Consider the following 2,779-nt stretch of genomic DNA (forward strand, 5'->3'; position numbering starts at 1 on the left):
CTGGACCGGGTGATCATCCGTTTCGCCGGTGACTCGGGTGACGGGATGCAGCTCACCGGTGACCGGTTCACGTCGGAGACGGCGTCGTTCGGCAACGACCTGTCCACACTGCCGAACTTCCCGGCCGAGATCCGGGCGCCCGCCGGGACGCTGCCGGGGGTGTCGTCCTTCCAACTGCACTTCGCGGACCACGACATCCTCACCCCGGGGGACGCGCCGAACGTGCTGGTGGCGATGAACCCGGCGGCACTGAAGGCGAACCTGGCGGACCTGCCGCACGGCGCGCAGATCATCGTGAACACGGACGAGTTCACCAAACGCGCGCTGGCGAAGGTCGGTTACGCGGCGGACCCGCTGGCCGACGGCTCGCTGGAGGGCTTCCAGCTGCACAAGGTGCCGCTGACGACGCTGACCCTGGAGGCGTTGAAGGACAGCGGGCTGGCGCGCAAGGACGCCGAGCGGGCCAAGAACATGTTCGCCCTGGGACTGCTGTCCTGGATGTACCACCGCCCCACCCGCGGCACGGAGACCTTCCTGCGCGGCAAGTTCGCGAAGAAGCCGCAGATCGCGGAGGCGAACATCAGTGCGTTCAAGGCGGGTTGGAACTTCGGTGAGACCACGGAGTCCTTCGCGGTCTCCTACGAGGTGGCGCCGGCCCCGTTGCCGGCCGGGCGCTACCGCAACATCTCCGGGAACCTGGCGCTGTCCTACGGTCTGATCGCCGCCGCGCAGCGGTGCGGGCTGGGGTTGTACCTGGGGTCGTACCCGATCACGCCGGCTTCGGACATCCTGCACGAGCTGTCCCGGCACAAGAACTTCGGGGTGCGCACGTTCCAGGCGGAGGATGAGATCGCGGGGATCGGTGCGGCGCTGGGTGCGGCGTTCGGGGGTGCGTTGGGGGTGACGACGACGTCGGGGCCGGGGGTGGCGCTGAAGTCGGAGACGATCGGGTTGGCGGTGTCGCTGGAGCTGCCGCTGCTGGTGGTGGACATCCAGCGTGGTGGCCCTTCCACGGGGTTGCCGACGAAGACGGAGCAGGCGGACCTGTTGCAGGCGATGTTCGGGCGCAACGGTGAGGCGCCGGTGCCGATCGTGGCGCCGGCCACGCCGGCGGAGTGTTTCGACGCGGCGCTGGAGGCGGCGCGGATCGCGGTGACGTACCGCACGCCGGTGTTCCTGCTCTCGGACGGCTACCTGGCGAACGGCTCGGAGCCGTGGCGCGTCCCCGAGGTGGACGAACTCCCGCGGGTCGAGCCGGACTTCGCGACCGGTCCGAACCGTGAGGACGGATCGTTCTGGCCGTACCTGCGCGACCCCCAGACGCTGGCCAGGCCGTGGGCGCTGCCCGGCACGCCCGGGCTGGAGCACCGGATCGGGGGGATCGAGAAGCAGGACGGGACGGGGAACATCTCCTACGACCCGGCGAACCACGACTTCATGGTCCGTACCCGGCAGGCGAAGATCGACGGGATCGCCGTGCCCGATGTCGAGGTCGACGACCCGGACGGGCGGGCCAGGGTGCTGGTGCTCGGCTGGGGTTCGACGTACGGGCCGATCACCGCGGCGGTGCGGCGGGTGCGGGCGGACGGCGGCCGGGTCGCCCAGGCGCACCTGCGCAACCTCAACCCCTTCCCCGCCAACCTGGGTGCGGTGCTCGGGAGTTACGAGAAGGTCGTCGTGCCGGAGATGAACCTGGGCCAGCTCGCGCTGCTGCTGCGGGCGAAGTACCTGGTGGACGCCCAGTCCTACAACCAGGTGCGCGGACTGCCGTTCAAGGCGGCGCAGTTGGCGGACGTGCTGTCGGCGGCGATCGGCGCCCTGGACGAGGAGGACCACCGATGAGTGAGAGCGGCTTCCCGTCCCTGAACCTGGTGCCCAAGGCCGAAGGGCCGCAGAGCGCCCGGGACTTCAAGACCGATCAGGAGGTGCGTTGGTGTCCCGGTTGCGGGGACTACGCGGTCCTGGCGGCGGTGCAGGGTTTCATGCCGGAGCTCGGCATCAAGCGCGAGAACACCGTGTTCGTCTCCGGCATCGGTTGTTCCTCGCGTTTCCCGTACTACATGAACACCTACGGGGTGCACTCGATCCACGGGCGGGCGCCGGCGATCGCGACCGGGCTGGCGTCCTCGCGGCAGGACCTGAGCGTGTGGGTGGTGACGGGGGACGGTGACGCGCTGTCCATCGGTGGCAACCACCTGATCCACGCGCTGCGGCGCAACGTCAATCTGAAGATCCTGCTGTTCAACAACCGGATCTACGGCCTGACCAAGGGGCAGTACTCGCCGACCAGCGAGCTGGGCAAGATCACCAAGTCGACGCCGATGGGCTCGCTCGACGCGCCGTTCAACCCGCTCTCGCTGGCGATCGGCGCCGAGGCCACCTTCGTCGCCCGCACGATCGACTCGGACCGCCAGCACCTGCAGTCGGTGCTGCGGGCGGCGGCCGCGCACGAGGGCACGGCACTGGTGGAGATCTACCAGAACTGCAACATCTTCAACGACGGCGCGTTCGAGGCTCTGAAGCAGCCCGGTACCCGGGACGAGGCGCTGATCCGGCTGGAGCACGGGCAGCCGATCCGCTTCGGCGCGGACCTGGCCGGCGGCGTGTTCCGCGGCCCGGACGGCGAGCTGTTCACCGCGCCGGTGACGGCGGACAACGAGGCGCAGGTGCTGGTCCACGACGCCCACGCGGCCAACCCGGCCACCGCCTTCGCGCTCTCCCGGATCGCCGACGCCGACACCCTCCACCACACCCCGATCGGCGTCCTGCGCGACGTCCG

The 2,779-nt window shown here is 69.8% G+C and carries 2 protein-coding genes; both read left to right on the forward strand.

Features of this window, described 5'->3' with window-relative positions; translation table 11 throughout:
• The coding region (locus tag ACIPLC_RS38070) for a 2-oxoacid:acceptor oxidoreductase subunit alpha (RefSeq protein WP_400477644.1) at positions 1-1,842 on the forward strand (1,842 nt) is incomplete at its 5' end.
• A partial coding sequence (locus ACIPLC_RS38075) for a 2-oxoacid:ferredoxin oxidoreductase subunit beta (RefSeq protein WP_400477645.1) occupies positions 1,839-2,779 on the forward strand: 941 nt, incomplete at its 3' end. The genes ACIPLC_RS38070 and ACIPLC_RS38075, both read left to right, overlap by 4 nt.

Source organism: Kitasatospora sp. NPDC086801 (assembly GCF_044745805.1).
Taxonomy (GTDB): domain Bacteria; phylum Actinomycetota; class Actinomycetes; order Streptomycetales; family Streptomycetaceae; genus Kitasatospora.